Source organism: Bradyrhizobium paxllaeri, from assembly GCF_001693515.2.
GTDB lineage: Bacteria > Pseudomonadota > Alphaproteobacteria > Rhizobiales > Xanthobacteraceae > Bradyrhizobium > Bradyrhizobium paxllaeri.
The window spans coordinates 2,644,944-2,669,612 of sequence record NZ_CP042968.1; the positions used below are offsets into that span (position 1 = coordinate 2,644,944).

Annotated in this window: 24 protein-coding genes and 1 pseudogene; 16 read left to right on the top strand and 9 right to left on the bottom strand. The window is 64.5% G+C overall.

Annotated features, from left to right (window positions below):
* The 7 genes from LMTR21_RS12340 to LMTR21_RS12370 form a co-directional block, all read right to left on the bottom strand.
* Window positions 1-1,077, bottom strand: coding sequence for a phosphotransferase (locus LMTR21_RS12340; RefSeq protein WP_084030617.1), 1,077 nt, complete (start codon window positions 1,075-1,077; stop codon window positions 1-3).
* A 10-nt stretch (window positions 1,078-1,087) separates the two neighbouring features.
* Window positions 1,088-2,023, bottom strand: a complete 936-nt coding sequence (locus LMTR21_RS12345; protein ID WP_065753151.1) for a 2-hydroxyacid dehydrogenase — start codon at window positions 2,021-2,023, stop codon at window positions 1,088-1,090.
* Window positions 2,024-2,040: 17 nt separating this feature from the next.
* The gene (locus LMTR21_RS12350; protein ID WP_065753152.1) at window positions 2,041-3,648 is read right to left on the bottom strand and encodes an ABC transporter ATP-binding protein; all 1,608 of its coding nucleotides are present in this window, start codon (window positions 3,646-3,648) and stop codon (window positions 2,041-2,043) included.
* Window positions 3,649-3,650: 2 nt separating this feature from the next.
* Entirely contained in the window at window positions 3,651-4,490 is an 840-nt protein-coding gene (locus LMTR21_RS12355) for an ABC transporter permease (protein WP_065753153.1), read from the bottom strand.
* Entirely contained in the window at window positions 4,487-5,458 is a 972-nt protein-coding gene (locus LMTR21_RS12360; RefSeq protein ID WP_065753154.1) for an ABC transporter permease, read from the bottom strand. The genes LMTR21_RS12355 and LMTR21_RS12360 overlap by 4 nt, the downstream gene beginning before the upstream one ends.
* Before the next feature lie 72 nt (window positions 5,459-5,530).
* Window positions 5,531-7,084: an ABC transporter substrate-binding protein gene (locus LMTR21_RS12365; RefSeq protein ID WP_065753155.1), complete on the bottom strand. Its 1,554-nt coding sequence runs from the start codon at window positions 7,082-7,084 to the stop codon at window positions 5,531-5,533.
* Window positions 7,085-7,143: 59 nt separating this feature from the next.
* Window positions 7,144-7,935, bottom strand: coding sequence for a class II aldolase/adducin family protein (locus LMTR21_RS12370; RefSeq protein WP_084030618.1), 792 nt, complete (start codon window positions 7,933-7,935; stop codon window positions 7,144-7,146).
* Between the two features lie 127 nt (window positions 7,936-8,062).
* On the opposite strand from LMTR21_RS12370, the gene LMTR21_RS12375 reads away from it, so the two are divergent.
* The 3 genes and pseudogenes from LMTR21_RS12375 to LMTR21_RS12385 all read left to right on the top strand — a co-directional run bounded on the left by LMTR21_RS12375 (window position 8,063) and on the right by LMTR21_RS12385 (window position 10,180).
* Entirely contained in the window at window positions 8,063-8,803 is a 741-nt protein-coding gene (locus tag LMTR21_RS12375) for a GntR family transcriptional regulator (protein ID WP_246175446.1), read from the top strand.
* Window positions 8,800-9,824 (top strand): annotated as a pseudogene (locus tag LMTR21_RS12380) (histone deacetylase family protein). The gene LMTR21_RS12375 and the pseudogene LMTR21_RS12380 overlap by 4 nt, the downstream one beginning before the upstream one ends.
* Before the next feature lie 134 nt (window positions 9,825-9,958).
* On the top strand, window positions 9,959-10,180 hold the full coding sequence (locus LMTR21_RS12385) for a hypothetical protein (protein ID WP_065753157.1): 222 nt from the start codon (window positions 9,959-9,961) through the stop codon (window positions 10,178-10,180).
* A gap of 16 nt (window positions 10,181-10,196) precedes the next feature.
* On the opposite strand, the gene LMTR21_RS12390 is transcribed toward LMTR21_RS12385, so the two are convergent.
* Together LMTR21_RS12390 and LMTR21_RS12395 are read right to left on the bottom strand one after the other, a co-directional pair.
* A complete protein-coding gene (locus LMTR21_RS12390; RefSeq protein ID WP_065753158.1) occupies window positions 10,197-11,048 on the bottom strand; it encodes an Mrp/NBP35 family ATP-binding protein in 852 nt (283 codons plus the stop codon).
* A gap of 7 nt (window positions 11,049-11,055) precedes the next feature.
* Entirely contained in the window at window positions 11,056-13,095 is a 2,040-nt protein-coding gene (locus tag LMTR21_RS12395; RefSeq protein WP_065753159.1) for a 4Fe-4S binding protein, read from the bottom strand.
* Window positions 13,096-13,263: 168 nt separating this feature from the next.
* On the opposite strand from LMTR21_RS12395, the gene LMTR21_RS12400 reads away from it, so the two are divergent.
* The 13 genes from LMTR21_RS12400 (at window position 13,264) to LMTR21_RS12455 (ending at window position 24,638) form a co-directional block, all read left to right on the top strand.
* Complete coding sequence (locus tag LMTR21_RS12400; RefSeq protein WP_065753160.1) at window positions 13,264-14,019, top strand: biotin/lipoate--protein ligase family protein; 756 nt, start codon at window positions 13,264-13,266, stop codon at window positions 14,017-14,019.
* Window positions 14,020-14,026: 7 nt separating this feature from the next.
* A complete protein-coding gene (locus tag LMTR21_RS12405; protein WP_065753161.1) occupies window positions 14,027-14,602 on the top strand; it encodes a DUF6505 family protein in 576 nt (191 codons plus the stop codon).
* Window positions 14,599-15,621: a DUF6352 family protein gene (locus tag LMTR21_RS12410; protein WP_065753162.1), complete on the top strand. Its 1,023-nt coding sequence runs from the start codon at window positions 14,599-14,601 to the stop codon at window positions 15,619-15,621. The genes LMTR21_RS12405 and LMTR21_RS12410 overlap by 4 nt, the downstream gene beginning before the upstream one ends.
* A gap of 22 nt (window positions 15,622-15,643) precedes the next feature.
* Window positions 15,644-16,156 (top strand): DUF3305 domain-containing protein, encoded by a 513-nt coding sequence (locus LMTR21_RS12415; RefSeq protein ID WP_065753163.1) that lies wholly within the window; start codon window positions 15,644-15,646, stop codon window positions 16,154-16,156.
* Entirely contained in the window at window positions 16,153-16,857 is a 705-nt protein-coding gene (locus tag LMTR21_RS12420; RefSeq protein WP_065753164.1) for a DUF3306 domain-containing protein, read from the top strand. The genes LMTR21_RS12415 and LMTR21_RS12420 overlap by 4 nt, the downstream gene beginning before the upstream one ends.
* Window positions 16,858-16,988: 131 nt before the next feature.
* Entirely contained in the window at window positions 16,989-17,777 is a 789-nt protein-coding gene (locus LMTR21_RS12425) for a molecular chaperone TorD family protein (RefSeq protein WP_065753165.1), read from the top strand.
* A gap of 34 nt (window positions 17,778-17,811) precedes the next feature.
* Complete coding sequence (locus LMTR21_RS12430; protein ID WP_065753166.1) at window positions 17,812-18,021, top strand: hypothetical protein; 210 nt, start codon at window positions 17,812-17,814, stop codon at window positions 18,019-18,021.
* Between the two features lie 13 nt (window positions 18,022-18,034).
* Window positions 18,035-21,001, top strand: coding sequence for a formate dehydrogenase subunit alpha (locus LMTR21_RS12435; RefSeq protein WP_065753167.1), 2,967 nt, complete (start codon window positions 18,035-18,037; stop codon window positions 20,999-21,001).
* A 14-nt stretch (window positions 21,002-21,015) separates the two neighbouring features.
* Window positions 21,016-21,612 (top strand): formate dehydrogenase FDH3 subunit beta, encoded by a 597-nt coding sequence (gene fdh3B, locus LMTR21_RS12440; protein ID WP_028348819.1) that lies wholly within the window; start codon window positions 21,016-21,018, stop codon window positions 21,610-21,612.
* 68 nt (window positions 21,613-21,680) lie between these two features.
* A complete protein-coding gene (locus tag LMTR21_RS12445; RefSeq protein ID WP_065753168.1) occupies window positions 21,681-22,706 on the top strand; it encodes a formate dehydrogenase subunit gamma in 1,026 nt (341 codons plus the stop codon).
* Window positions 22,707-22,740: 34 nt separating this feature from the next.
* Complete coding sequence (locus LMTR21_RS40000; RefSeq protein ID WP_187399348.1) at window positions 22,741-22,896, top strand: hypothetical protein; 156 nt, start codon at window positions 22,741-22,743, stop codon at window positions 22,894-22,896.
* 8 nt (window positions 22,897-22,904) lie between these two features.
* The gene (locus LMTR21_RS12450; protein ID WP_065753169.1) at window positions 22,905-23,291 is read left to right on the top strand and encodes a gamma-butyrobetaine hydroxylase family protein; all 387 of its coding nucleotides are present in this window, start codon (window positions 22,905-22,907) and stop codon (window positions 23,289-23,291) included.
* Window positions 23,292-23,369: 78 nt separating this feature from the next.
* The gene (locus LMTR21_RS12455; RefSeq protein ID WP_065753170.1) at window positions 23,370-24,638 is read left to right on the top strand and encodes a c-type cytochrome; all 1,269 of its coding nucleotides are present in this window, start codon (window positions 23,370-23,372) and stop codon (window positions 24,636-24,638) included.
* Window positions 24,639-24,669 lie beyond the last annotated feature (31 nt).

A 24,669-nucleotide genomic window follows, 5' to 3' on the forward strand; every position in this document is an offset into this window, starting at 1 on the left:
TTACTCCAGATGGCAGGCGCGCTGGATCTGAACTCTCGCGTGGTCCCGCGAGAGTTTCACCATGCGCTGTAGCCGCGCCCAGGCCGCGGCATTGTTGCGCAGAATGTAGTTCCGGTTAGCAGGATAACGGGCGGCGCGCCAACTGCTGATGACGACCGTCATGGCCATGCGCGTGGCGATCAGGTCGAATAGCACGTCGAGTTCGGCCGGCTCGAGCGGCAGCACGGCATGATAGGCCGCGATCATCTCGCAGGCCGGAGCCAGCGGATCGTCGTTGTCGGCAACCTGATAGGCAGCCGTGATCGCGAGGTCGTTGACCCGCGCCGTGCAGGTGAGGTCGCCGAAATCGATGATCCCGGCAACGCCGGTGCAGGTTTCGGGATCGACGACAACGTTGTGCGGGTTGAGGTCATTGTGGGCGGGCTGGCTGGGCAACTGCGCAAGAGCTGGCATGGCATGGGCCTCGAAACCGCCGAGAACCTCCTCGATCAGGGCGCGCCGCTCGGCCGGAACGGCGTCGACCAGCGGATATACTTCAGCAGCGTGCTGCAGGTCCCACAGCAATTTATGATTGGCGCCGTGATGGCTGAAATCGGAAAGGCCTCGCGCCAGCCGCGCGGCACAGCGGCCGAGATCGCGGCGCAGGGCAGCCGATCCTGCCACTGCATGCATCGGCGTTCCCGGAAGATACGACAACAGACGCACGACTCGCGTGGAGCCGTCGTCGAACGCGATATCCAGTTCGGTCATGCCGTTCCGCGCCGGAAAGATCCGCGGCACCGGCAAGTCGGGATCTGCCGCAGCGAGGTGAAGCAGGGCCTCCGTCTGCAGGTTGGTCACCGCGCGGTCTTCCGCCGGGTTGGCGATCTTCAGGACATATTCGCGGCCGCTCAGCGAGCGCAGCCGGAAATTCTGGTCGCGCTCGCTGTCGAGCCGGTGCACGGCGGCGATCAGGCCGTAATGCTCGGCCGCCAGCCGCTGCGCCTGCGCTTCCGGGATGGCGGATGCGGCGCGCAGCGTATCGATCGGATGGGTGGCAAGCGTCGCGGGAGACGAGCCCGGCACGAGAATATTCATCTTCTGTCGCTCAATAGCCGCGTTCGCGGTCGATGGAATGCGGCGGACGCCGGCCGGCGCGTATTGCTTCCGCGGTCGCGCGAAACGTCGCCCCGATCGCTTCGACGCTGACTTCGCAGGCGTCGTGCGGGGTGACGACAATGCGGGGATGCCGCCAGAACGGATGGCGCGGCGCCAGGGGTTCGGTCGCGAAGACATCGAGCGCGGCGCCAGCCAACTGGCCGCTCTCCAGCGCCGCGAGCAGGTCGGCTTCGACCAGATGTTCACCGCGGCCGACCTGGATCAGGTAGCCGCCGCGATACATCCGGGCGAATGTCGTGCGGTTGAGGATGCCCCTGGTCTCCGGCGTCAGCGGCAGGAGATTCACAAGAACCTCGGTCTGGCCGAGCATGGCATCGAGACCCGCCGCGCCGTCGAAGCTGCGGATGCCCTGCGGCGCAGGCTTTGCAGTCCGGCTCCACGCCATGACCGGGAAACCGAGTTGCGCGAGATCAGTGGCTACCGTGCGGCCGATTTCGCCAAATCCCAAAATGCCGACCGGAACGTCCTGTGCCCGGCGCAGGGCGAAACGCTGCCAGCGTTCCTCGCGCTGCTGGGCCTGATAGGTCGCAAATCTTCGTTGATGGCCGATGACGTGCCAGGCCACAAAACCCGACATCATCTGCGCCTGTGCGGGATCGACGACGCGGATCACCTCGACATCGGGGCGCAGGCTGGGGCAGGCCAGAATATTGTCGACGCCGGCGCCGATCGAGCAGACCGCCTGCAGATTGGGATAGTGATCGAATGCATCGTCCGGCGGGTGCCAGGCCACTGCGAGGCGGATGTCCGTGGCGGACCCATGGTGCGGATGATTGACGATTTCGATGCGATCGGCGGCACGCAGGAATTGCGCGCCGAGATATCCGCGGAGATCGAGGCTCTTGCTGACGAGGACACAACGCATCGTTCAGGCGGCCCCGTTCATGCGGCCTTCGACGATGACGTCTGGCCCGGCACGGCGGAGAGAAGCTCGCGGGTGTAGGCGTGCTCAGGCGCGGCAAACAGCAGGGCCGCCGACTTGAGTTCGACGATTGCGCCATGCTGCATCACCGCGATGCGGTCGCAGATCTGCGCGGCCACGCGCAAATCGTGGGTGATGAACAGCATCGACAGGCCGAGGCGGGCCTTCAAATCTTCCAGCAGGTCCAGCACCTGCGCCTGAACGGATACGTCGAGCGCGGAGACAGCTTCATCGGCGACCAGGATTTCGGGATCGAGCGCCAGCGCCCGCGCAATGCCGATGCGCTGCCGCTGTCCGCCGGAGAATTCGTGCGGAAACCGCTCCATCGCGCCCGCATTGAGGCCGACGAGGCTGAGCAGTTCGCCGGCACGCTTCCGCGCCGCCGCCGGATCGACGCCATGCGCGATCGGCCCGTCGCTGATGATGCTGCCGACCTTCCGGCGCGGGTTGAGGGAAGCGAACGGATCCTGGAACACCATCTGGATGCGGCGGCGCTGTTCGCGCAGCGCCTTGCCGCCAATCCGGGTGAGATCGATGTCGCCGATGCGGACGGTGCCGGCATCGGGCTCGATCAGGCGCATCACGAGCCGCGCGACGGAAGATTTTCCGGAACCGGATTCGCCGACCAGACCGAGCGTCTCGCCACGAAAAATGTCGAAGCTGACGTCCTTTGCTGCCTGCACGCGGCGCTCGCTGCGGAACCAGCCGCCGCCGCTGATATAGGTCTTGCCGAGGCCGATCACTTCCACCGCCTTGTCGCGGTCGAGCAGGGAGGTCCGCTGCGGCGGCTGCAGGGTCGGGACGGCGGCAAGCAATGCGCGGGTGTAGGGATGATGGGCCCGTTGCAGCACTTCATCGGCGGTGCCCTGTTCGACCACCTTGCCGTGCTGGAGCACGACGACGCGATCGGCGATCTCCGCGACGACTCCGAAATCATGGGTGATGAACATCACGGCCATGTTGCGGCGGCGCTGCAGGTCGCGAATCAGTTTCAGGATTTGCGCCTGCGTCGTGACATCGAGCGCCGTGGTCGGTTCGTCCGCCACCAGCACGGCGGGTTCGAGCGCCAGCGCCATAGCGATCATGGCGCGCTGGCGCTGGCCGCCGGATAGTTGATGGGGATAGGCACGCACCGCGCGTTCGGGATCGGGCAGGCCGACCTCGCGGATCAAAGCGAGGGCCTTCTGCTGCCGCTCTTTCGGCGTCAGCAGGCCGTGCGCCTCGAACATCTCGGCGATCTGCTCGCCGATCCGCATCAAGGGGTTAAGCGCGGTCATCGGCTCCTGGAACACCATCGCGATGCCGCGGCCGCGCAGCGCCAGCCATTCCGCACGGCTGAGCGACACCAGATTATTTCCCTCGAAGAGGATCTCGCCGGATTCGGCCGTCACCGCTTCCGGCAGCAGCCCCATCAGCGCATGGGCGCACATCGACTTGCCGGAGCCGGATTCGCCGACCACGCAGAGAATTTTCCCGGCTGACAGCTCGAACGAAACATCGTCCACGGCATAGGTGCGGTCGCCGCCGGGCGGCAGCGCGAGCTTCAGGTTCTTGACGACGACGGTCATGCTCAGCGCCCTCCCTTGGCGAGGCGAGGGTTGAGCGCGTCGTTGAGGCCTTCGCCGATCAGGTTCAGCGCCAGAACCGAGATGAGGATGGCGATGCCGGGAAACACGGTGATCCACCAGGCCTGGCGGATGACGGTGCGGCCGGCGCCGACCATGTAGCCCCACGACATCAAATTGGGATCGCCGAGGCCGAGGAAGGAGAGCGAGGATTCCAGCAGGATCGCGGTCGCGACCATCAGCGAGGCCAACACGATGACGGGCGACAACGCGTTCGGCAGGATCTCGCGCCAGATGATCCACCAGTTGGTCTGGCCGGTCACGACCGCCGCCTGGACATATTCGCGGGTGCGCAACGACAGCACCTCGCCACGCACCAGCCGCGCCACCGGCGGCCAGCTCACGATGGCAATGGCGGCCACGATCGAGACGATGGACGGCTGCATGATGGCGACGAGGACGATCGCCAGCGCAAAGCTCGGGACGGTCTGGAAGAACTCGGTGAAGCGCATCAGGGCATCGTCGACCTTGCCGCCGAAATATCCGGCTGTCGCGCCGAGCGGGATGCCGACGGCGAGCGAAGCCAGTGTCGAAATCAGGCCGACCAGCAGCGAGACGCGGGCGCCGTAAATAATGCCGGCCATGACGTCGCGGCCGAGCGCGTCGGTGCCGAGCGGAAAGCCTGATAGCGTGAACGGCGGCAGGAACGGCCGCTGCACCATGCGCCAGGGGGAGGTCGGAAACAGCAGGGGACCGAACAGGGCGACGGCGACCGCGATGACGAGGATCGTGATGCCGATCATGCCGCCGGGGTTGCGCAACAGCACGCGCGAGGCCTGTTTCATGACGCGAACTCGATGCGAGGATCGACGGAACGATAGACGAGGTCCGTGATCAGGTTGAAGGCCAGCACCATCGCCGAACACACGACGAAGACGCCGAGCAGCAAATTGTAGTCGCGCTGGAGCAGCGCCTCGTACATCAGGCGGCCGATGCCGGGCCAGGCGAACACCGTCTCGGTCAGCACCGCGCCGCCGACCAGCGTGCCGGCCTGCAGGCCCGCGAGCGTGACCACCGGCAACAGCGCGTTGCGCAGCACGTGGCGGCGCTGGATCACGGCATCCGACAGGCCCTTGGCGCGCGCCGTCTTGACGAAGTCGAGGCGGTTGACTTCGAGCATCGAGGCGCGGGTCATGCGGGCGTAGGTCGCCATGAAGAACAGGCCGATGGTGGTGGCCGGCAGGACCAGATGGGCGGCAACGTCGAGCACATGGGCGAGCCCGGTGTAGCCTGCGCCGACCGTCTCGTAACCAAAACTCGGCAGCCAATCCATCGTGACCGAAAACAGCAGGATCGCCATCAGCGCGACCCAGAACAGTGGCGTGGCATAGAAGATCAGCGCGGCGATCGTGATCGCTGTGTCGGCCCAGGTGCCGGCAAAGCGCGCCGCCAATGCTCCGAACAGGATGCCGAAGGCGAGCGAAATCGCAAACGCAGTCCCCGTCAGCAACAGCGTCGCCGGCAGGCGATCGAGGATCAGCTTCGAGACCGGCATCTGCTGGCGAAACGAGAATCCGAGATCGAGGCTGAGAATGCCTTTGACGTAGAGGAACAGTTGCACCGGAAGCGGCTGGTCGAGCCCGAACTTCTCGCGCAGTTGTGCGATGAAGAGCTGGTCGCCCGCGCCGGCTTCGCCCGCCATCACCACCGCGGGATCGCCCGGCGCCATCCGGATCAGGAAGAAGTTGAGCACGACGAGGGCGAGAAGGACGATGACGGCCTTCGCAATCCGCTGGGCGATGAAGGAAATCATGAGCTGTCGATGGCGTTGGAGGCGCGATGGCAGGGCGTCAGCGCTGAGAGCTGACGCCCGATGAGTGGGGGATTACTTCTCGATCCAGGCGTCACGGAAGCCGTCGTTCACGCCGATGCCGGTCGTGATCAGGTTCTTGACGCTGCAGCGGGTGATCGTCGGGAACTGCAGTTCGAGCATCCACGCGACCGGTACGTCCTCGACCAGGATCTTCTGCGCCTTGGCGTAGATCTCCTCACGCGCCGCATCGGGGAAGGCGACCGCGCCGTCGGCGAACAGCTTGTCGATCTCGGGATTCGAGTAACCTTCGACGTTGTTGAACGGCGAGCCCTTGGCGATCTGGCTGGAGACATAGTTGCGGCCGACGCCGAGCGCGGGATCGCCGTACTGATAGAGATAGGTGAAGGCGATGTCGTAGTCCCATTCCGAAACCTTCTGGTTCCAGCCGGGCACGTCGGTCGCGATCATCTCGACGTTGACGCCGACGTCCTGCAGGTTCTGGCGAACCATCTCGGCCCAGCGCTGCCATGTCTCGCCATAGGGCAGGGGCAGCATGCGGACCTTCTCGCCGTTGTACCCGGCTTCCTTGAGCAACGCCTTCGCCTTGGCCGGATCGTAATCGTATTTCGGCACGGCGCCCGTGTAGTACTTGATCGCCGAGCCGGACGGGCCGGTCGCGACCTTGCCGAGGCCGTTCCAGACCACGTCCTTGGCCATGTTGCGATCGATCGCAAACATCAGCGCCTGGCGGAATTTCTTGTTCGCGGTGGGACCCGAGCGGTTGTTGAGCCAGAGCCAGGAATGCGGGCTGAAGAATTCCCAGCCCGCGCCGGTGACGCAGGTGTTCTTCAGTTTGCTCAGCCGCGGCACGTCGAAGTTTTCCACCGAGCCGCCTGGCAGCACATCGACCTTGCCGGTCTCGTAGGCGACCGAGCGCGCCGCGGCATCCGGAATCACGTGCCAGTAGATCTCGTCGATGTTCGGCTTGCCCTTGACGTGGTAGTTCGGATTCTTGACCAGGCGGATGAATGAGCCCTTCTGCCATTCCTTGAACATGAAGGGGCCGGTGCCGACAGGCGTGTTGTTGGCCGGGTTGGTCTTGAAGTCGGTGCCTTCATAGATGTGCTTCGGGATCATCGGCAGCGAGCCGACTTCGAAGATGCCGATGAAGGGGCCGAACGGCTGCTTCAGCGTGAAGACGACGGTCGATTCATCCGGCGCTTCCACCTTGTCGAGCTGCACGAGATTGCCGCGGGCGCGTGCATGCGTCTGCTTCAGGAACTCGATCGTGAACAGCACGTCGGCCGACGTAAACGGCTTGCCGTCATGCCAGGTGACGCCCTTCACGAGCTTGAACGTGTAGACCTTGCCATCCTCGCTGACTGACCAGCTTTCGGCGAGGCCGGGGAGGGGATCGAGCTTGGGGCTGTAGCGCAGCAGGCCTTCATAGATGTTGCCGGCGACCATCTGCGTCGGACCGTTCTGCACCAGACCGATCATCAGGCTCGGCGGCTCCGGCTGGATCACGGCGTTGACGACGCCACCTGCTTTCGGCCCCTGGGCCATTGCCGCGGTGTTCAGCACGCACATCGTGGCAAGGCTTATCAAGATCTTACGCTTGGACATTCCATACCTCGTTTAAAGAAAAGGGCTTCGCGTTCTCAGATCGTCGAGGGCGCGTTTTGTCAGTTCGCAAAGTCGGGATCGGTCCGTTCGAGCATCCGCTTGAAGGCGGCCCATTCGCTGTCGGGCACGCCGTTGAGCTCGATCGCGTCGTAAAAGGTTGCGTATTGGCCGGCTGTCTTGTGGGCGACGGCGTCGGAAAGCGGGATGAACTCGGCGCCTGACGACTGCACGGCGAGCTGGGCGCGGCAGGAGCGCTCCAGATTGTGCATCAGCTTGAAAGCCTCGGCGACGGAGCGTCCGCAGGTCAACATGCCGTGGTTACGCAAGACCATGACGAACTTGTCGCCGAGATCGGCGACGAGGCGTTCACGCTCATCGAGATCGAGCGCAATGCCTTCGTAGTCGTGATAGGCGAGGCAACCGGTGAACTGCAGCGACCATTGATTGAGCGGCAATAACCCCTGCTTCTGGCAGGCGACGGCGATGCCGGCCACCGTATGTGTGTGCAGGACGCAAATGGCGTCATGCCGTGCGGCATGGATCGCGCTGTGGATCGTGAAGCCGGCCGGGTTGATGCCGAGCCCCATGGGATCGTCGATGACGTTTCCGTCGAGGTCGACCGTCACCAGGTTGGAAGCCGTGACTTCCTCGAAACGCAGGCCGTAGGGATTGATCAGGAAGCGGTCGTTCCGGCCCGGCAGCCGCACCGAGATGTGGGTGTAGATGCTGTCGTCGAGACCGAGCCGGTGAATGAGCCGGTAGGCCGCCGCGAGGTCGATCCGGATTTGGAGGGTCTTGTCGTCCACCGCCGCAGGCCATGCCTTTGCGGTGTTTTGCGCTGCGCTTGTCATTTCCGCCTTTGTCCACGTTCGAACGTTTTCAGCTTGCGTGGGGCATGACATTAGGGCAAGACTAAACTGTCGACAATCGACGATTAAAAATATACACAGACTGACGCGGGTTTAGCCGATGCGACCTATGTCTCTTCCTGTTGGATTGCCGGCTGTTGCGGACAGCGATCTGGTCGGCCAGGTCGCGCGCATCCTGACCCAGGCGATCGTTCAAGGCCGCCTGCCACCCGGCTCCAAAGTGGTGGAAGCGGGGATTGCCCGGGAATTAGGCGTCAGCCGCGCGCCGGTACGCGAGGCGGCACGGCTTCTGGAAAAACAGGGCCTGTTGGTGGCGAAGCCGCGCCGCGGCTTTTTCGTGCGCAAGCTCGAAATCAGGAACATCGACGAGATCTACGATTTGCGGCTCTGCATCGAACGGCATGCCTGCGTGCTGGCGGCGCGCAACCTGACGACGGAATCGCGCGACGCGTTGCGGCGGCAAATCGACGTTCTGCACAAGACCGCCGATCTCGACGATCCGGCGCGGCAGGTGGAAGAGGACTATCGCTTTCACCGGTTGATCTTCGAGATCGCTGATAACCGCCGCCTGCTGCGGCTGTTCGATGATCTCGCGGCGGAACTGCGCATGGTCATCGGCCTGATCGGCCGTCTCTACGACGATCCGCACGAGATCGCGCGGACGCACGAGCCGTTACTCGCGGCTATTGAGACCGGTCATCCCGAGCGCATCACCGCGCATGTCGACCACCATATCGGTCACGCCTGGCGCGAAGTCGGAAAACTGGCGCGCGAGCTTGCGCTGCCGGCCGGCGATGCCGCTGAACCGCCGAGCGGGATTCTCATTCCAACCAACGGAGTAACCGTGTGAAGGCCGTCTATACCGAACTGCATCGCAGCCACGATCCGCAATTCTTCCTGGTGCGCGGCGTGATCAAGCGCACCACCGAGCAGCCCGAACGCGCCGACCGGTTGCTTGCGGGGCTGAAGGCCGGCAAACACACGCTCGTCGAGCCGACGGTGTTCGGCCAGGGCCCGCGCGCACGGGTCCACAGCGCGGAATACCTGCGTTTCATGGAGGAGGCCTGGGACGCCTGGGTTGCGCTCGGCGATTCCGGTGCGGAGATGATCGCCAACATCCACCCGGTTCGCTATGGCGCGACGTATCCAACCCATATCGTCGGCCGCCTCGGCTGGCACGCGGCAGACACGGCGGCGCCGATCGGCAAGGGTACTTACGCCGCCGCCTGCGCCGCCACCGATGTCGCCACGACGGCGGCGCAACTCGTCATGGACGGCGAAGACGCCGTGTATGCGCTATGCCGGCCACCGGGCCATCATGCCTATGCCGACATGTCAGGCGGCTTCTGTTTCTTCAACAACAGCGCGGTAGCAGCGGCGCAGCTTCGGCTCAAGCATGAACGCGTCGCAATCCTCGATGTCGACGTGCATCACGGCAACGGTACGCAGGGCATCTTCTACGAGCGGCCAGACGTGCTCACCGTGTCGATCCACGCCGATCCGGTCTTCTTCTATCCGTTCGTGTGGGGATATGCGCATGAACGCGGCGCCGGTCCGGGTCTCGGCGCCAATCTGAATATTCCGCTGCCGAAGGGCACCGGGGACGACGACTACATCAAGGCGATCGGAGAAGCGGAAAAAACCATCCGTGCGTTTGCGCCCGGCGCGCTGGTGGTGGCGCTCGGGCTCGATGCCTCGGAGCCGATCCGCTTGCCGGGCTAGCGGTGACCACGGCCGGCTTCCGGCGCATCGGCGCTGCGATCGCGCGGCTCGGCTTGCCGACGGTTTTCGTTCAGGAGGGCGGTTATCTCTCCGATATCCTCGGCGCCAATCTCACCGCTGCGCTCGGCGGTTTCGAGGAGGCCCGTTAGCTCACCCATCGACTCCTGCCACGCCTGCTTGCAGGTGTGGCACGATGTCCTGATCGCCAAATCTCGACTTTGGCCGAGGGCCGATCTAGGCTCGGGTCACGATGCGGCGAAGAACGGTCCGAATGCTTAGTGCTTTGCGGGCTCTGCTGACTCCGTTCTGGAGCCATTCCCGGGAGTCGGCGGCTGCGCAGCGCGATGCGGCCGACGGTTCGGCATCGCCACTTCTGATCTACGTCGCCGCCGCGCTTTTCCTGCTGCTGTCGATTCTCATGATCGACCTGCATCGCGACGAATTGCGTGCGCTCGGTCTTGCTGGTGGCGTAGAGCGGACCAATCCGGCCCTCATGAGTCCCTAGAATTGCCGATGCGTGCCTATTCGATGACGATGCGTGGCGGCGGCCGGTGCGCTGCGCCGGTGACAATCGAAGTCCAAATCTCTCGGGCGATGGCGATGTAATGCTTGGCATGAACGCCGTCGGGCTCGACCGCGACGATCGGGCGTCCCTCGTCGGAGGTCTGGCGGATCTGCATATCGAGCGGGATCTCGCCGAGATAGGGAATGCCGCGGCTTTCAGCTTCCGTCCGCGCACCGCCATGGCCGAAGATCGGCGTGACGTGGTTGCAGGTCGGGCAGCAGAAGCTCGACATGTTTTCGATGACGCCCAGGATCGGGATGCTCACCTTCTGAAACATCGCGATGCCGCGCCGCGCGTCGATCAGCGCGAGGTCCTGCGGTGTCGAGACGATAACCGCGCCGGCGAGCGGCGCCTGCTGCGCCATGGTGAGCTGCGCGTCGCCGGTGCCGGGCGGCAGGTCGACCACGAGAATATCGAGATCACCCCATGCGACTTCGCGCAGCAACTGGGTGATCGCCGAGATCACCATCGGCCCGCGCCAGATCATGGCGTTGTCTTCCTCGACCAGGAAGCCGATCGACATCACCTTGACGCCGAACCGTTCCAACGGCTCCAGCATGCGCGGGCCGAGCTGGCGCGGCTTGCCGCGCAGTCCGAACAGTTTTTGTTGCGACGGACCATAGATGTCGGCGTCGAGAATGCCGGTCTTCAGCCCCAGCGCGGCGAAGCCGAGCCCGAGGTTGCAGGAGGTGGTGGATTTGCCGACGCCGCCCTTGCCGGAGGCGACCGCAATGACGTGCTTGACGCCGGGAATGCCTGCGGCTTTCGACGTCGCGCGGGCCTTGAGATCTGGCGGGGTGGCGGACACTGGCTGCTCACGATCCAAGCGGATCGTCCTTCTTTGCTTCGCGCGCGCGCAAATAATCCTCGGTCGACATGACCGGCGGGCGCTGCGGCACCGCATGCGGGTCGAAACTTTCGTTCACTACGGCTTCGACGCGGCAATCCGCGCACATCTTGATGACGTCGAGCCGCTTCGCATTGGCGCCCTGGAACATCCAGTGCCGCTCGCTGCCGAGTTTGGCCAGCACGCGATCAATCGAGCTCTTGGTGCCGAAGGGTTTTCCGCACGCGATGCAGTTGAACGGCTCTTCCTCCTTCAGCACGCGCTGCGGTGTGTTCCAGGCCTGGAAGTCCAGACGTGGCTCGATGGTGATGACCTTCTCGGGGCAGGTGGATTGGCACAGCCCGCACTGCACGCAGAGGCTTTCGGTGAAGCGCAGCATCGCGCGGTCGGGATTGTCAGATAGCGCGCCGGTCGGGCAGGCTGTGACGCAGGCATGGCACAGCGTGCAGCCATCGACATTCAGGTTCACGGTGCCGAACGGAGCGCCGGGCGCCAGCGGCACGACATCGACAGGCGTGGGAGCGGCGAGGTGCAGCTCGCGAAAGGTCGTCTCCAGCACGCCGCGCTTCGCGCCCCGCGGCATGAAGCTGGCCGGCTTTTGCGTTGCGATCCCGCGAGGGGCGGCATCCAGCGCGGCGCGCAGTTGGTCAGGATCGTCGGTCTCGATGATCCGAACCAAGCCTGTGCCGAAGCCGAGTGCCGAGATGATGGTGTCTGATGTTTCGACCGCGCGGCGAAGGGCCGTGATGTCGTGGCGCGGTTTTCCGCGCGTCAGCAGCGCGGCGCCGCTGCCGCCATAGGCGAAGACGGAGGCGATGATTTCCGGCCCGATCTGGGTCACTTCGTTGACGCGGAGCGGCAGGACGTTGGCCGGCAAGCCCTCGCCGAACCGCGCCAGCGCATCGATGATGTCCTCGCCGTGCTCGCCGTCGTGAAGCAACACCACGGCCTCGCTGCCGCCGGCCTTGCGATAGGTCTGCAGCAGTGTCCGCAGCCGCCGCATCAAGGCGTCCGCGGTCGGCAATGCGTAGGACGCGGCACCCGTTGGACAAACGGAGGCGCAGGAGCCGCAGCCGGCGCAGACATTGGCGTCGATCGCCACCGCGTTGCCATTCGGGGTGATCGCGCCGGTCGGACACAAATCCAGACACCGCGTGCATCCGGTGATGGACGAGCGCGAATGCGCGCAGAGCGACGGCTCGAAATTGACAAAGCGCGGCTTGTCGAAAGTGCCGACCATGTTACCGGCATCTGCAATCGCGCGCTCGACGGCAGCCTTGTCGCGCGGATCGGCGCGCAAATGGCCGGGGCGCAATTCATGAGCGGGAAACAGCGGCGTGCCGCCGGAGAGATCGAGGATCAGGTCGCAGGTCGATGTCGCACCGTCGCGCGACGACCCGAACACGAGCTTTGCGCGCGAGGAGGGCGACGGCAGCGCATAATCGTCGATCGCGAGCTCGAACTGCCCGAGATGTCCGCGGGCATTGCGGATCGTGCCCTTGAGCACGGGAAATTCGTTGGTGCGCCGCGGGGTCACGTCGCCGGGTTTGGTCAGAAGCACGGTGATGTCGAGCCGGTCGGCGAGACGCTGCGCCGCCTCGATTGCGATTTCATCCCGGCCATAGATCAGCGCAACGCCGCTGCTCTCCAGCGTCACCAGTTGTAGCGGCGGCATTTCTTCGCCGGCGGCGGCAATCAGCGCGGCGGCTTTCGGGCCGGCGGAAGCGGCATCCTTCGACCAGCCGCCGGTCTCGCGGATATTGACGAAGGTAAGCTCGGCTTGCGGAGAATTTTCCGCTACTTCCCGAAACAATGGCGCTTCCTGGGTGCAGGCAACCGTGATTGGCGTGCCTGCGGCGAGCGCCTCCTTGAAGCGGTCGAGATCGAGGCCGCAAAGCTGGTTCGCCTGCGTGATCTTGCCCGTGCAGCCACGGCCGATCGCTTCCGCATCGAGCGGCATGGTCTTCTCGCAACTGCAAATCAGGAGTCGAGACATCGCCGCACTCATATTGAATTACCTTGAACCTGATCCGCCAAGCCGGGCGGTTGCTTCACCCCGTGGTTCTGCGGTAACCGCTCGGGCGGATATCTGCAAGATATAAGGCCGCTCGCGCTGCCAGCTAGTGCGGGGTAGCATACACAATCGGCCTTTGAAGCCATGAGGGAATAGTTCTTCGTGATCGCTCGTCTCGGGGATACGGAACAGACGCTCGATCTGCCGCCCGGTTATACTTTGGTCGCGTTGCGCGAGCTCGGCGATGCGTTCGCCCATGCACGCGAGATCGCGGCGGAGGCGGGGGCCGGGACGCTGGTATGGGTTCGCCGCTACGATCTGGTCGAGTTCGCGGTGGTGCTTGAACCGGACGAGCCGCTCGCCTCGGCGCGCCGGGCGTTCTTTGCCGGCATGAATGCGCTGGCGGACGCGATCGCCGCCCATTGTCCGCCGGAGCGCGAGGTCGCATTCGACTGGCCCGACGCCGTCAGGTTCGACGCCGGATTGCTCGGCGGCGGACGATTGGCCTGGCCCACGGATTGCGCCGAAGACGCGGTGCCGGGGTGGCTCGTGTTCGGCGTGATCCTGCGCGCGGCCGCGATGGCGCATATCCCGGAGGTGCAGGCGGCCTCGGGCGTGTCCCTGCTAAGCGAAGGTTTCGAGATGGTCGAGACCGATGCGATCATCGAAAGCTTCAGCCGCCATTTAATGACCGCGTTCGACCGCTGGAAGGAGCGCGGCTTCGAGGCCATCGCGCGGGATTATCTGGAGCGGCTGCCCCAGCGCAAGGCCGGCGAGCGCCGGGGCATCGACGTCAATGGCGATCTTCTGGTGAGGCTAGCTGCCGGCAACGCAGGGCCGGAGCGGAGCAGCCTCGTGGATGCGCTGGCGAGGGCCAGTTGGTATGATCCGCAGGCGCGGGGTCCGAAATTCGAATGAGGCGGACATGTTGAAGTTTCCGCGAACCATCAGGCTGGACCCGTCAGATACCTTTGTTTTCGAGCGGGCGGCGGAACCCGGCGAATGGGCGGTTTCCGCCGCGTTTGTGTTCTGGAACCGGGATCCGGCGACGCTTGGTCAGAAGCAGCGCGTGGCGCTGCGTTCGGGCTTTCTCGGGATCGACAGTCTCGGATGGTCGACCCTTGCCGTCGTCACCGAAGCGAGCGAAGCGGAACGGCAGGCGATGATCGAGCGGCTCGCCGGGCATTTGATGGACAAATTCGGCGCGCCTGATGCGAATGCCGCGCGTCTTGCGGCCGAGGAGGAGATCGCGTTCGCAGGCTCACTGTGCGATCATCCGCCGCAGACCCTGCTGGCCGTGCAGCGTAGCGTCGAGAACGGCGAAATCCGCGAACGCTTTCGGACGCTGAAGCCGCGCTTAGGCGTCGCAGGTGCCGACCGGTTGCACGCCCATGCCAGCGCCTTTACCTTCCATGAAGTCGAAGGCGATGATGAACCTGCTGATGAGGTCGATCTTCGCGGGCTGATCAGGACCGACGGTAAGACGACGGATCGTACATGAGAGAATTCTGGGTCGCTTCGGGTCATCACCTCACGCGCCGCGCCGATCACGGCGGGCTGGTGGCGACGCCAGAGCTCATCATGGCCTATCTGGCGCGGCCCGAATTGATGCCGCCGGCCGACGCCTGCGAGGCCGAGCTTCGCCTGCATGAGAGCCTGATGGCCGATCCGTTGCGTCCTGTGTCGGGTGCCGACATCGCCGCGCTCGCCGATGCGGATGCGCGCGAAAACTGGTCCTTCATGATGAATTTCCGCGACCGGCTGATGGCGGCGCCGTCGCTCGAGGCAGTTTATGTCGCACTGGCCCGCAAGGGAGCCGGCGATCTGCCGCCGATCTTCCTGTCGCAATTGTGCCACCTGATCCTGCGCAACGCGCTCGAAGGCTGCGACGATCCCTATGTCTTGCGGGCGGCCGAATTGTTCTATCGCAGCCAGCTCGCGGCCATTCACGAAGGCACGCTGCTGCTGGCCGATGCCGAGGTCATTGAGGCGGAGCAGCATGCCCAGCACGACCTGCATTCGTCGCCGCTGACGGCCATGCTGCAGCAGCCCAAGTCCTTTGGCGAGATGGATGTCATGGACGACGAAAACGCCTGGACCTATTGGTCGCGGTCGGACGCGCATGCGATGGTGATGAATCTCGGCGGCAACAAGAAAGCGCGCGCCGCCCTGTGCCGGGTCATCGAGCGCTGGATCGGTCATTTGCTTGGGATTGCCGTCAACGTCGAAACGATTGCCTCGATCGAGGATCGCGACTGGCGCTGGTTCATCGGCCTCGACAGCGAGGCGACGCGGATCGGCAACGCACTGTGGCGCGGCGAGCGGCTGGAGGGTGACGTTGCCGAGCGCATCGTGGCCCTGATGCGGCTGAGTTTCGAAGATGCGCGGCTGGTGGATGAGCGGGTCGGCGACAAGCCGGTCTATCTCATCCTCGCCATGGGGGCGGACAAGGTGGTGCGGCTGAAGCCGCAAAATCTGGTCGCGGGCTTGCCGCTTGCGGCGACCGCGAACGCCACATGATCCGCCGAAGGGAGGATCTGACATGACCGAAGCATCCCGGGAGGTCGGCGTCGTGGTGCGACGCCGTTCGATCGACAATCCCTGGGTCGACCAGTTGTGGTCGCCGGCGATGATTCTGGACGAGGTGCCCGCGACCGCGCCGTGGACCGCGCTGTCCACCGAGGCCGATGCGACGACCTATTACGCCGGCGCGGCCAGCATCGATCTGTTCAGTGCGGAGACGGCGAATTATCGCGACAACCTCGCCGATGGCGCGCCGCGCATCTGGGTGGCGTTGCGGCGCCAGGACGGGGGCGCTGAACTTGAGCTGACGAAGGTCACCGCCGACCCGACCGAAGGGGAGGCGATGTTCGAAAGCGGCTGCGACGTGATCGGCACCGTGCCGATGCCGCCGGAAATCGCCGCATGGATTGCCGCCTTCGTCGATCAATTCCATGTCGAGCGCGTGTTCCACAAGCGCAAGCGGGATCGCGCCAGCGGCGATCGGCCGCGTGTGCCCGGCGGCGGGCCGGATGAGAGGACGGGTCGCAAATGAGTGGTCCAGACGAGGCCGACCGGGACAAGGGCTTTCTGGCGCGATGGTCGCAGCGCAAGCAGGAGGCAAAACAGCCCGAGCCGAAGCCGGACGTGCCGGTCGCCGAAAGCGTCGAGGCGTCAGATCCGCCGGCAGCAAAACCCGAAGACGCCGAGCCGGAGTTCGATCTTTCGACTTTGCCAAAGCTCGAGGAGCTGACGGAGACCACCGATATCACCGCCTTCCTTCGCAAGGGCGTTCCCGAACATTTGCGGAATGCGGCCTTGCGAAAATCCTGGGCGCTCGATCCTGCGATCCGCAATTACGTCAACCCTGCACTCGAATATGCCTATGACTGGAACGCGCCGGGCGGGGTGCCCGGCGGCGGCGAACTGGGCCCCGGCGTCGATGTGGCGCGGCTGGTCTCGCAGATCATGGGCGGACCTGCGGCCGAAACGATCGGTTCCGATCCAAATTCCTCGGCTGAGGCGGCAAGCACTCCGGCAGAGCCATCCGAGCTCGGCCTTTCGGCAAAACCCCAGGAAGCTTTTCCGGTGGAGACCCTCAGGCGGTCCAACGAATCGACGGAAGAAACGGCAATTGCTTCAAAAGCCGAAGATGATGCCGTGGAACCCGCCCCGGCCGGTGCGTCCGAGCCGCCAAGGACTGTTGCGCCGCAGCAACCAGTGCGACGTCATGGCACCGCGAAACCGATTGTTTAGACAAAAGTTTTTGAGGACATAGGCTCAGCCTATGTTACAGATTCCCCACTTGGAATAATTCCAATTCTAAGTTTGCATGCCCGAGGGACGCGGGCGCGGGCGCGAGTGGGCGGGGAGAAATCGGTAGCACCATGCGTGATGCCGGGCTGGAATTAGCAATCAAGGCAGCAGGTGGCGTCGGGTCGCTGGCGCGCGGGCTGGGCATTGCGCAGCCGTCGGTGTCGGCGTGGGCGCGCATTCCCGCCGAGCGGGTTCTTGCGGTCGAGGCCCTGACGCAGGTGAACCGTTTCGTCCTGCGGCCCGATCTCTATGGATCATCCGAAGCTAAAGTGACCCCGAAATCCGACATCGACGAGATCGACCAACTGCGCGCCGCGGAATACGGCCTGCTGTCGTTCTTGCTTGGCAAGGCGCCCGACGCGGACACGCTGAAGCGGGTTGCCACGCTGAAGGGCGACGGCTCCGATCTCGGCATGGCGCATGTCGAACTTGCATCCGCGGCGGCGGCGACGGACGATCGCGCGGTCAGCAAGGAATTCTTCGATCTCTTCATCGGGCTCGGGCGCGGCGAACTGCTGCCCTATGCCTCCTATTATCTGACCGGCTTTCTCCACGAGCGTCCGCTGGCGCGGGTGCGCGAGGATCTGCGCGCACTCGGGATCGAGCGCGCGGGCACCTCGCGGGAGCCGGAAGATCACATCGCAATCCTGCTCGAGGTCATGGCTGGTCTCGCACGCGGCGACTTCGAGGCCGAATTCGCCGAACAGGCAAGTTTCTTCGAGCGACATCTCAAGCCATGGGCGGCGCGGATGTTCGCCGATCTGGAGATGTCGCAATCGGCGCGCTTCTACCGCGCCGTCGGCCGTGCCGGCCGTGTCTTCATGGAATTGGAATCCGAAGCCTTCACGCTGTCCGAGTGATGGCGATGAGGCAACGTGAAAATGGGAGAGCGCAATGAGCAAGCCATCCGACAGTAAGTCACGGGCCACCGGGGTGGATCGGCGCAGCCTGTTTCTGATGGGCGGTTCGGCAGTCGCTGCAGCAGCCGTTGTGCCGTTGGCCGGCACTGAGGCGGCGGCGGACGAGTCGCAATCCGAGCGCGTCAAGGCGCGCTACAAGGAAACCGATCACGTCAAGAACTTCTATCGCGTCAACCGCTATTGATGGGACCACGCACATGTTGATGAAGCGAAAAGATGGATCCGCGGGCAGGGCGCGTTTGCAGGGAATCGCTGCCGGCCTCGCGTCGGGAGTTCTCGACCGCCGTACGTTTCTGCGGCGGTCTGGTCTGGCGGCCGGTGCAGGCGCTGCGATCGGCCTGATGCCGCTCGGCTCGGTGCGCAAGGCGCAGGCGGGGCCTGAGAAGGTCGGCGCGCCGACCGAAATCAGAAAGAACATCTGCACGCATTGCTCGGTCGGCTGCACCGTGATCGCCGAAGTGCAGAACGGCGTCTGGGTCGGCCAGGAGCCGGCGTGGGACAGCCCGATCAACCGCGGCTCCCATTGCGCCAAGGGCGCTGCCGTGCGCGAGCTCGTCCATGGCGACCGCCGCCTGAAATATCCGATGAAGCTGGTCAACGGCGAGTGGCAGCGGGTCTCGTGGGACGTGGCCATCAACGAGATCGGCGACAAGATGATGGAAATCCGCGGCAAGTCGGGCGCCGATTCCGTCTATCTGCTCGGCTCCGCGAAATTCTCCAACGAGGGCGGCTACCTGTTCCGCAAGTTCGCGGCGTTCTGGGGCACCAATTCGATCGATCACCAGGCCCGCATCTGTCATTCGACCACCGTCGCCGGCGTCGCCAATACCTGGGGCTACGGCGCGATGACGAATTCCTACAACGACATGCGCAACTCGAAGACGATCGTCTTCATGGGATCGAATGCGGCCGAAGCCCATCCGGTGTCGCTGCAGCACATCCTCTCCGGCAAGGAGCTCAACCGCGCCAACGTGTTCGTGCTCGATCCGCGCTTTACCCGCACCGCGGCCCACGCCACCGAATATGTCCGCTTCCGCGGCGGCACCGATATCGCCGTGATCTGGGGCATGCTGCACCACATCTTCAACAATGGCTGGGAAGACAAGGAATTCATCAAGCAGCGCGTCTACGGCATGGACCAGATCCGCGCCGAAGTCGCGAAGTGGACGCCGGAAGAGGTCGAGCGTGTCACCGGCATTCCCGGCGAGCAGTTGAAGAAGGTTGCCGAGACCTTTGCCAAGCAGAAGCCATCGGCCTTTGTCTGGTGCATGGGCGGCACCCAGCACACGGTCGGCACCGCCAACGTGCGTGCCTATTGCAACTTGCTGCTGGCGACCGGCAATGTCGGCGGTTTTGGCAGCGGCGCCAACATCTTCCGCGGCCACTGCAACGTGCAGGGCGCGACCGATATCGGCCTCGATATCGTGACGCTGCCGCTTTACTACGGCCTCGTTGAAGGTGCCTGGAAGCACTGGGCGCGCGTCTGGGAGGTCGAATACGACTACCTGCAATCGCGCTTCGACGAAGTCCCGGCGAAGGGCGGCCGTCCGGCACGCACCCGCAAGCAGAACATGGAGCTGCCGGGCATCCCGTGGACCCGCTGGTTCGATGCGACGCTCTCTAATCCTGACGACGTCGACCAGCGCGACGCCGTGAAGGGCGTGGTCATCATGGGCCATGGCGGCAACACCGTGCCGCGCATGACCGAGATGGTGAAGGGCCTCGAAAAGCTCGAACTGCTCGTGGTCGCCGATCCGCATCCGACCACCTTTGCCGCGATCTCCGACCGCAAGAACGGCACTTATCTGCTGCCGGCCTGCACCCAGTTCGAGACCTCGGGTTCGCGCACCGCGTCCAACCGCTCGCTGCAGTGGGGCGAGCAGATCGTCAAGCCGATCTTCGAATCGAAGGACGATTACGAGATCATCTACCGGCTGTCGGAAAAGCTTGGCTTCGCCGACAAGATGTTCAAGAACATCAAGGTCGAGAACAAGCGGCCATCGCCGGAGGACCTGCTGCGCGAAATCAACCTCGGCGGCTTGTCGACCGGCTATTCCGGCCAGTCGCCGGAGCGGCTGAAGGCGCACATGAAGAACCAGGGCAAGTTCGACCTGGTGACCTTGCGCGCCAAGGCGGACGAGCCCGAAATCGGCGGCGACTATTACGGCCTGCCGTGGCCGTGCTGGGGTACGCCGAAGATCCGGCATCCGGGCACGCATACGCTCTACAACACCAACCTTCATGCCAAGGATGGCGGCGGCACGTTCCGCGCGCGCTTCGGCGTGGTCTATGAAGAGAAGCAGCCGGACGGTTCGGTGAAGAACGTCAACATGCTGTCGGAAGGCTCCTACAGCAAGGGCTCCGAACTGACCGATGGCTACCCCGAGTTCACCTACGGCGTGCTCAAGAAGCTCGGTTGGGACAAGGACCTCACCGCGGACGAGCTTGCCACCATCCAAAAGATCGGCGGCAACAACCCGGATGGCGTCGGCTGGGCGGTCGATCTGTCCGGCGGCATCATCCGCGTCACGCTGGAGCATGGCGTGATGGCCTATGGCAACGGCAAGGCCCGCGCAGTGGCGTGGAATCTGCCCGACCCCGTGCCTGTTCATCGCGAGCCGATCTACACGGCGCGGCCTGATCTGGTCGCGAAATATCCGACGCGTCCGGACGGGCGTCAGTTCCGCATGGCCAATCTCGGCTTCTCGATCCAGAAGGCCGCGGTGGAGAAGGGACTGGCCAAGCAATTCCCGATCATCCTGACCTCGGGACGCCTCGTCGAGTACGAAGGCGGCGGCGAAGAAACCCGGTCGAACAAATGGCTCGCCGAATTGCAGCAGGACATGTTCGTCGAGGTCAACACCTCTGACGCCGCCGAGCGCGGCATCAAGGACGGCGGCTGGGTCTGGGTCTACGGCCCGGAAAACAGCTCGAAGGCCCGCGTCAAGGCGCTCGTTACCGACCGTGTCGGCAAGGGGGTGGCGTTCATGCCGTTCCACTTCTCCGGCTGGTTCCAGGGCGTCGACCAGCGCGGCAAATATCCGAAGGGTGCCGACCCGATCGTGCTCGGCGAAAGCGTCAACACGATCACGTCCTACGGCTATGACCCGGTCACCGGCATGCACGAGGGCAAGGTGACCCTGTGCCAGATTCAAGCGGCGTGAGAGGAGAATAGATCATGGCTCGCGTCAAATTTCTTTGTGATGCCGACCGTTGCATCGAGTGCAACGCCTGCGTGACGGCCTGCAAGAACGAACATGAAGTGCCGTGGGGCATCAATCGCCGCCGCGTCGTCACCATCAATGACGGCAAGCCCGGCGAACGTTCGGTCTCGATGGCTTGCATGCACTGCACGGATGCGCCGTGCGCCGCGGTGTGCCCGGTGTCGTGCTTCTACACCACCGCCGATGGCGTGGTGCTGCACTCCAAGGACCTGTGCATCGGCTGCGGCTACTGCTTCTACGCCTGTCCGTTCGGCGCGCCGCAATATCCGAAGGTTGGCAACTTTGGATCGCGCGGCAAGATGGACAAGTGCACCTATTGCGCGGGCGGGCCGGAAGCCGACTCGACACCGGCCGAATACGCCAAATACGGCGCCAACCGTCTGGCCGAAGGCAAGCTGCCGATCTGCGCCGAGATGTGCTCGACCAAGTCGCTGCTGGCCGGAGACGGCGCGATCATCGCCGAAATCTACAAAGAGCGGGTGATGAAGCGCGGTTACGGCTCAGGCATGTGGGGCTGGAAGACGGCCTACAGCGACTCACCGACCGGCTGATGCAACGGCTGCCGCGCTCCGGCGCGGCGGCACAAGCGTAATTCCGATAATCGAAAGGCGTTGTGCAAATGCCAGGCTCACTTTCAATTCTCAGGTTCGCGGCCTTCAAACCGCTGTTCGCCGCGTTCGCCCTGCTGTTCATGCTCGCGCATCCGGCGGCCGCGCAGATCTCCTTCAAGCCGACCGCCGAAGCCGTTCAGGAAGACAAGCTCCTGAACGCGCTGAAGGAAGGCGACAAGATCTCCGGGCGCGTATCGATTCCGGACGGAAATGCGGCCAATCTGATCCAGCCCGCCGGGCGCGACTGGCGCGACTTCCAGCGCAGCAAGCTGCCGTGGATCGGCGGCATTGCCATTCTGGGCATGCTTGCCGTGCTGGCGATTTTCCTGATGGTGCGCGGACGAATTCGCGTGCAGCAGGGGTTCTCGGGGAGGACGATCCTGCGCTTCAACAGCTTCGAACGCTTCGTCCACTGGCTTACGGCAAGCTGCTTCGTCATCCTGGCGCTCTCAGGTTTGAACGTCAGCTTCGGCCGCACCCTGGTCCTGCCCTTGTTCGGTCCGGACGCTTTTGCCGCCATGTCGGCCTGGGCCAAGCTTGCGCATAATTATCTGGCGTTCCCGTTCATGCTGGGTGTCCTGATCATGTTCCTGATCTGGATCAAGAATAACATCCCGGGCAAGCTCGATCTGGAGTGGATCAAGCAGGGCGGGGGGCTGCTGTCCAACGGCAAGCATCCGCCGGCCAAGCGTTTCAACGCCGGCCAGAAAGGCATCTTCTGGATCGTGATCATCGGCGGCGCGCTGATGTCGGTGTCCGGCTGGTTCCTGCTATTCCCGTATCTGCCTGGCAACGTCACCGCGCTCCAGTTCTGGACGGTGATCCATGCCATCATTGCGATGCTCTTCATCGCCGCGATGCTGGCGCACATCTATATCGGCTCGGTCGGGATGGAAGGCGCGTTCGATGCCATGGGGACCGGCGAGGTCGACGTCAACTGGGCCAAGGAGCATCACGCGCTCTGGGTCGAAGAAGAGCAGGCAAAGGGCCGCGCGCCTTCGGACAGCACGCCGCGAGCCGTGCCGGCCGAATAGTCGGTTTGGCTCAAGTGAAACGTGAGGAAGTGACATGAAATCCTTTGTTGCGGCTCTGGCGTTTGCCGTCGTTGCCGCCGTCGGCGTCGCGATGGTACTCAACTCCTTTCAGGAATCGAGTTCCGTCGCCTTCACGACCACCGGCGCCCGGGTCGGTGATCCCGGCCATAATCTGATCGGCCCGAGCTGACGCCGGCGGTGGGCGCGTCCGACGTCACGCTGGCGTGGCCGGTCGAAATCCGGCTGCCGAAGGATCGCCGTTCCTTGCGCATCGCCTTTGACGATAGCCGCACCTTCGACCTTCCCGCCGAATTGCTCCGGGTGACCAGCCCGTCCGCGGAGGTGCAGGGGCATTCCGAGGCCGAGCGCAAGACGGTCGGCGGCAAGCGCAACGTCGCCATTATTTCGGTCGATCCGGTCGGTAATTATGCCGTCAGGATAGGGTTCGACGACATGCACTCGACCGGCATCTACTCCTGGGCGTTCCTGCGCGATCTCGGCGTCAATGCCGAACGGCGCTTTCAGGATTATCTCGACGACCTCAAGGCCAAGGGGCTCGACCGCGACAGGCCGGGCGTACGCTGAGGGCCGGCGGGAATGGCAGCCAGGGATTCGGCGAAAGCTTCCCATAGCAACAGAGGCCGGTCGGCGCTTTTGGCGCTTATGGCCGGATTGATCGCGCTGCCGGTCTGTACAACGGCCGCTCTGGCGCAGATGCGCGGTCATGGCGGGCCGGTGCGGGCGCTGGCGATCTCGGCCGACGGGCAAAGCGCGATCTCCGGCAGCTTCGATTCGACCGCGATCCGCTGGTCGCTGACGCGCAATGCGGCCGAGCAGGTGCTTCGTTTCCATTCCGACGCCGTGAATGCAGTTGCGCTGCTCGGGGATAAACGCGCGGCAACCGCCGGCGCCGATGGGCGCATTGCGATCTGGACGTTTGGCAAGCCCGAGCCCGACGCGGTGTTCGAGGGGCACACGGCGCCGATCGTCGCGCTGGCGGTGTCGCCCGATGGCGCAACGCTGGCATCGGCCTCGTGGGATCGCACGGTGCGGCTCTGGCCGCTCGCGGGCGGGGCGCCGCGTGTGCTCGATGAGCATACGCAGAACGTCAACGGCGTGGCGTTTACGCCCGATGGCCGCGCCCTGGTCAGCGTCAGCTACGACCTCAGCGTTCGCATCTGGCCGCTGTCCGGCGCGCAGCCGCCGACTGTCGTTGCAATGCCGACTCCGCTCAACGCCGTGGCCGCCGGCACCGATGGCGAAATCGCGGTGGGGGGAGCCGATGGCAAAGTCTATTTCCTGACCGCAAGCGGCGCGCGTGCCGGCGAGGTTGCGGCAGGGCCAAGGCCGGTGATCTCGATTGCGATTTCGCCCGACGGCGCGGTTGTGGCCGCCGCGGGTATCGGTGGTACGGTCGCGGTGATCGATCGCAAGACGCGCACGCTGGCGCGCACGCTGGTCGGGCCGGGGCTGCCGGTCTGGTCGGTGGTCTTCTCGCCGGACAGCCGCATGCTGCTGACCGGCGGCGCCGATAACATCATCCGGCGCTGGAACGCGGCGACGGGCGAGCCGGTCGATCCGATTCTCATGGAGACGGCGGGCGATCCGCTCGCGGCCTATGCCGGCGATCGCGGCGCGGAGGTATTTCGCGCCTGTGTCGCCTGCCACACGCTCGGCGCCGATCAGGCCAACCGCGCAGGCCCGACGCTCGCCGGAATTTTCGGCCGGCGCATCGCGACCGCGCCGGGCTATAATTTTTCCGAGGCGCTCAAGCAGCTCGATATCGTCTGGACGCCGGAGACGGTTTCCAAACTGTTCGAGGTCGGGCCGCAGGCCTACACGCCCGGCACCAAGATGCCGGAGCAGCGCATCGGTTCGGAGCAGGACCGCGCCGCGCTGGTGCAATTCCTCCAGCGGGCGACAAAGCAATAATATCGAGCGGCGCGGCTACTATTTCGGCTTC